A 5,366-nucleotide genomic window follows, 5' to 3' on the forward strand; every position below is an offset into this window, starting at 1 on the left:
GGATCATGCTCGGTTACTACGCCGTTGTAGCGGTCGCAACTGCAGCGCTTCTCGTCTGGGCACACCAGCAGCCCCACGCGGCGGCGGCCAGCGAGAACGACGCCCCCGCACCCACGACCGCCCATCTCACCCCGAAGCAGGCGACGTCACCGTTTCCTCCGGCCGAGATCGCGAAATTCCGCACGATCGCAGCCGACACCCTGACGAAGCTCAACTCGGGCGATCAGGCAGCCGCGACCACCCGGGTAACCGATCTCGAGACCGCATGGGACGACGACCAACCCACCCTCGAGCCCAAGAACGAGCAAGCCTGGCACTTCCTCGACAGCGAAATCGACCACGTCCTGACCGCGCTACGCGCTCCGAACCCGGACAAGGCCACCGAGGCCAAGGCACTCAACACCCTCCTCACCTCGCTCAGCTGACCAACCACAATGACCGTCTGCCCCGAGGCCGGCACCCGGCCCCGGGGCAGTCGGCCACCGTGCTTTTCGGGCTCGCGAGTTGCCTGCATCGTGGCTTCCTTCCGCCCTGACACCCGTCGTGCCCATCAACGACCACAGATGGCGGCGCACAGAGATGCAGTTGCCCGGTGTCTGGCCCAGATTGTGGTCGGCGGCGGTGATGGCGAACCCGGCTATCAGGGCGAGCAGCCCGATGCCCAGCGTGCCGGCCACGGAGAACATCGCCGCGGCCAGCGCCGGCGTCGCCCCGAGCAACCGGTAGAACTGCAGGTGGGGCGTGAAGAAGGCCGCCACCGAGGCCAGCACGATCACCAGCAGCGGAATCAGGAGCGCCGGCTCAAACGGCCGGCCCTCTTCCCGCATCCGCCGGGAGAGCCGCTTCGGGGCGATCACCTGCCCGAGCGACCGAACGGCGGTGCCGCGGGCTGCGATGATCCCCCTGACCTGCACACCCATGTTTTTGTCCCTAGGGTGGAGACGATCCATGGCGTTAGCACACGAAACTACCTGAAATATGCCTAATACTCCACTGAGTGCAATACGCAGTAAATTGCTCACACACGAGCGCCCTCCCGGGCCGTCCTCGGGCCGTGGAAGGGCGCTCAACAGTGACCAACGTCGACAACTGCCAACAGCTCAGCGGCAGTTCAGAGCATTGACCGATTAGGCGGCCGCAGGTCACGGCCGCCCGTGATCAGTTGTGGCTGTGCAGGATGTCGTTCAGGCCGCCCCAGACCGCGTTGTTCGGGCGGGCCTCGACCTTGCCGGAGAGCGAGTTGCGGCGGAAGAGGATGTTGGAGGCGCCGCTCAGGTCCCGCGCCTTGACGATATGGCCGTCGGGCATCGTGACCCGGGTGCCGGCCGTGACGTAGAGGCCCGCCTCGACCACGCACTCGTCCCCGAGCGCGATGCCGACGCCCGCCTCGGCGCCGATCAGGCAGCGCTCGCCGATGGAGATGATCACGTTGCCGCCGCCGGACAGCGTGCCCATGGTGGAGGCGCCGCCGCCGATGTCCGAACCGTCGCCGACCACGACACCGGCCGAGATGCGGCCCTCGACCATCGACGTGCCCAGCGTGCCCGCGTTGAAGTTCACGAAGCCCTCGTGCATGACCGTGGTGCCCTCGGCGAGGTGGGCGCCCAGGCGGACCCGGTCGGCGTCGGCGATGCGGACGCCCTTCGGGGCGACGTAGTCCGTCATGCGCGGGAACTTGTCGATGGAGGTGACCTGGAGGTGCAGGCCCTCGGCACGGGCGTTGAGGCGCACCTTCTCGATGTCGTCGACGGCGACCGGGCCGAGCGAGGTCCAGGCGACGTTGGCGAGGAAGCCGAACATGCCGTCCAGGCTCTGGCCGTGCGGCTTGACCAGGCGGTGGGAGAGCAGGTGCAGACGCAGATAGACGTCGTGCGCATCGATGGGCTTCGCGTCGAGCGAGGAGATGACCGTGCGGACCGCCACCACCTCGACATTGCGGCGGGCGTCGGGGCCGATCGCCTGCGCGGCGCCCTCTCCGATGAGTGCCACGGCCCGCTCGGCCGACAGCGACTCGGTGCCGGACGGGCCGGGCTCCACGGCCAGCTCGGGGGCGGGGAACCAGGTGTCGAGAACGGTGCCGTCGGCGGCGACGGTGGCGAGGCCGGCGGCAACGGCGCCGGTGGTGCGGGGAGCAGTCGTGTCGGTCATAGGGGAAACCTAACGTGAGGGGCCTCGCACGGGCGAACCGGTGAGCGGGGCGTCTCAGGTGCCGGGCGCGGGTTCGGGGGATCAGCCGAACCGGACGTCTCTCAAGCGCCGGGCACGCAGTCAGGGGATCAGGCCGACCAGCGCCTCACGCGTTCGGGCAATCAGCCGGGCCGGCGCCTCGCGCGTACTCCCAGTCGTACGAAGCGCCCCTCAAGGAATCAGCCGAGCCAGCGCCTCGCGCGCATACCCCTCGTCGTACGGCGTCCCCGTCAGCAGCGTCTGGAGGCAGATTCCGTCGAGCAGTGCGAGCAGCGCCCGTGCCGTCACCTGGTCCGTGCGTGCCGCCAGGCGGTCGGCCGTCTCCTCCGTCCACTCCGCCGCGACGGGTCGTAGCGCGGGGCGTCGCAGGGCGGCCAGGTACAGCTCGTACTCCAGCTCCACCCCCGTACGGTCGCCGCCGAGCCAGTCCCCAGCCGCGCGGGCCAGGTCCGTCGCGAGGTCGCCCCGGCCGCCCTCGGGCGTTCGTTCGGCCAGCATCTTCGCGAAGCCCTCGTTGGTCTGTCGCAAAGCGGCGACCAGTAGTTCGTCGAGGGTGGCGAAGTGGTACGTCGTGGAGCCCAGCGGCACGTCCGCCTCGGCGGCGACGGAGCGGTGGCTCAGGCCGGCGATGCCCTTCGCGCCGACGACCCGGATCGCCGCGTCGATGATCCGCTGCCGCCGCTCGGGGTCGTAGCGCCGGGGCATCAGTGCGCACCGCCCAGGTTCAGCACCACCACTCCCCCGACGATGAGCACGATCCCCGCCACCTTGGTGACGCTCAGGCCCTCGCCGAAGAGCATCAGGCCGAGCACGGCGATGGTCGCGGTGCCCACACCGGACCAGATCGCGTACGCCGTACCGATCGACACGGTCTTCAGCGTCTGGGCGAGCAGGAGGAAGGAGACGAGGTAGCCGAGGGCGGTCAGCAGGGAGGGCCACAGCCTGCTGAAACCCTCGCTGTACTTCATCGCCGTCGTGGCGGTCACCTCGGCCGCTATGGCTCCGGCGAGCAACAGGTATCCCATGTGTACGAGCGTACATAACGGCGTTGTACGGGACGTGGCGCGCGGTCACGAACGACGCGCGTAGACGGCATGCGTGGAACACGCTCCGTACATCACCCCGTAACTCTCGGCGCATAGAAATCTCCGCGACCAGTCGCTCATGTACGTCCGTGCTCCAACTCCCCCCAGTCAGGCAACTGTTGAAGGGACGCACATGGACAGAACACGCGGGCTCACCACCCGTGCCGTGGCCGCCGGGCTGCTCGCCTCGGCCACGTTGATCGCCCTGCCGGCCAGCGCGCACGCGGCCACCTACTCCATCTCCGCGATCCAGGGCTCGACCCGGATCTCCCCCCACAACGGCTCGACGGTCACCACGACCGGCATCGTCACCGCCATCCGCTCCACAGGCTCGTCGCGCGGCTTCTGGATCCAGAGCACGACCGGCGACGGCAACGCGGCCACCAGTGACGCGATCTTCGTCTACCGGGGCAGCAGCTCGATCAACACCGCGGTCGGCAACAGCGTGACCGTCACCGGCAGGGTCTCGGAGTACTACCCGGACTCCGCCGGCGGCAGCCAGTCGCTGACCGAGCTGAGCAGCGCGTCCTGGACCACCAACTCGACCGGGAACGCGCTGCCTTCGGCCGTGACGATCAGCGACGCCACGGTCCCGGCCGCCTACACCCGGACCAACAACGGCGGTTCGATCAACTCGTTCGCCCTGGCCCCGACGACGTACGCCCTGGACTACTACGAGTCCCTGGAGGGCATGCGGGTCGCCATCGGCAGCACGCCGGTGATCGGGGCGACGAACGCGTACGACGAGACGTGGGTCAACGTGAAGCCCGCGCAGGTGAATTCGGCCCGCGGCGGTTCGCTGTACTCCTCGTACGACAGCCAGAACTCGGGCCGTCTGGAGCTCACCTCGCTGCTTTCGACGGCCTTCCCGAAGGCCACCGTGGGCGACAGCTTCGCGAGCGCCACGGGCGTCCTGGACTACAGCTCCTACGGCGGCTACAACCTCGCCGCCACCTCGGTGGGCGCGCTCACCTCGGGCGGCGTGGCCAAGGAGACGACGACGGCAGGGACCTCGGGTCAGCTGTCGGTGGCGACGTACAACGTGGAGAACCTCGACCCGACCGACCCCGCCTCGAAGTTCACGGCGCTCGCCCAGGGCATCGTGAACAACCTCAAGTCGCCGGACATCGTGGCCCTCGAGGAGGTCCAGGACAACGACGGGCCGGCGGACAACGGCACGGTCTCCGCGACCACGACCATGTCCAAGCTGATCTCCGCGATCGGCACGGCGGGCGGTCCGACGTACTCGTACACGCAGATCAACCCGACGAACAACGCGGACGGCGGTGAGCCCGGCGGCAACATCCGCCAGGTCTTCCTCTACAACTCCGCCCGGGTCGGCTTCACCGCGCGCGGCAGCGCCACCGCCACCACCGCGAACTCGGTGACCAGCAGCGGCGGGGTCGCGCAGCTGGCGTACAACCCGGGCCGGATCGCGCCCAGCAACTCGGCCTGGTCCGCGAGCCGTAAGCCGCTCGCCGCGGAGTTCACCTTCGGCGGGCAGAAGTACTTCCTGATCGCCAACCACTTCGTCTCCAAGGGCGGCGACCAGCCGCTGCACAGCCAGTACCAGCCGCCGGCCCGCTCCTCGGAGACGCAGCGGAACAGCCAGGGCTCGGTGGTCAACTCCTTCGTGGACTCGATCCTCGCCGCTCAGTCGAGCGCGCATGTGATCGTGCTCGGTGACCTGAACGACTTCCAGTTCTCCACGTCGGTCGCCAACCTCGAGGGCGGCGTGCTGACCGACCTGGTGGACACACTGCCGGCGTCGGAGCGGTACACGTACGTCTACGACGGCAACTCGCAGGTGCTCGACCACACCCTGGTCAGCTCGTCGATCAGCAACATCGACTACGACATCGTGCACATCAACAGCGAGTTCTCCGACCAGACGAGCGACCACGACCCGCAGGTCGCGCGCATCACGCCCTGAAGCACCTGAGAAGACATGAGGCGGGGGGGCCCCCCCCCGGGGGGCCCCCCCCCCCCCCCCCCCCGGCCCCCCCCCCCGGCCGCCCCCCCCCCCCCCCCCCCCCCCCCCCCCCCGCGCAGCGCATTGGGCGGGGGGGGGGGCCCGGGGGGATGAAAGAAACC

At 69.2% G+C, this 5,366-nt stretch carries 5 protein-coding genes and 1 pseudogene; 2 read left to right on the forward strand and 4 right to left on the reverse strand.

Annotated features, from left to right (window positions below):
* A pseudogene (locus ACFYXB_RS11050) lies at positions 1–425 on the forward strand (hypothetical protein); the annotation flags it as partial.
* Here ACFYXB_RS11050 and ACFYXB_RS11055 read toward each other — a convergent pair.
* From ACFYXB_RS11055 to ACFYXB_RS11070, 4 genes are all read right to left on the reverse strand, one after another.
* Positions 354–920 carry a hypothetical protein gene (locus ACFYXB_RS11055; protein ID WP_389580280.1) on the reverse strand — a complete coding sequence of 189 codons (567 nt, stop codon included), beginning with the start codon at positions 918–920 and terminating at the stop codon, positions 354–356. The pseudogene ACFYXB_RS11050 and the gene ACFYXB_RS11055 sit on opposite strands and share 72 nt — an antisense overlap.
* A gap of 238 nt (positions 921–1,158) precedes the next feature.
* Entirely contained in the window at positions 1,159–2,148 is a 990-nt protein-coding gene (dapD, locus tag ACFYXB_RS11060; RefSeq protein ID WP_389580282.1) for a 2,3,4,5-tetrahydropyridine-2,6-dicarboxylate N-succinyltransferase, read from the reverse strand.
* A gap of 210 nt (positions 2,149–2,358) precedes the next feature.
* Positions 2,359–2,892 (reverse strand): TetR/AcrR family transcriptional regulator, encoded by a 534-nt coding sequence (locus ACFYXB_RS11065; RefSeq protein WP_389580285.1) that lies wholly within the window; start codon positions 2,890–2,892, stop codon positions 2,359–2,361.
* Positions 2,892–3,212 (reverse strand): multidrug efflux SMR transporter, encoded by a 321-nt coding sequence (locus tag ACFYXB_RS11070; protein ID WP_351366082.1) that lies wholly within the window; start codon positions 3,210–3,212, stop codon positions 2,892–2,894. Before ACFYXB_RS11070 ends, ACFYXB_RS11065 begins: the two co-directional genes overlap by 1 nt.
* A 193-nt stretch (positions 3,213–3,405) precedes the next feature.
* Here ACFYXB_RS11070 and ACFYXB_RS11075 point away from each other — a divergent pair, with 193 nt between their 5' ends.
* Positions 3,406–5,205 (forward strand): endonuclease/exonuclease/phosphatase family protein, encoded by a 1,800-nt coding sequence (locus ACFYXB_RS11075; RefSeq protein ID WP_389580288.1) that lies wholly within the window; start codon positions 3,406–3,408, stop codon positions 5,203–5,205.
* Positions 5,206–5,366 lie beyond the last annotated feature (161 nt).

It is taken from the genome of Streptomyces sp. NPDC002619 (assembly GCF_042889305.1).
In the GTDB taxonomy this organism is placed as follows: domain Bacteria; phylum Actinomycetota; class Actinomycetes; order Streptomycetales; family Streptomycetaceae; genus Streptomyces.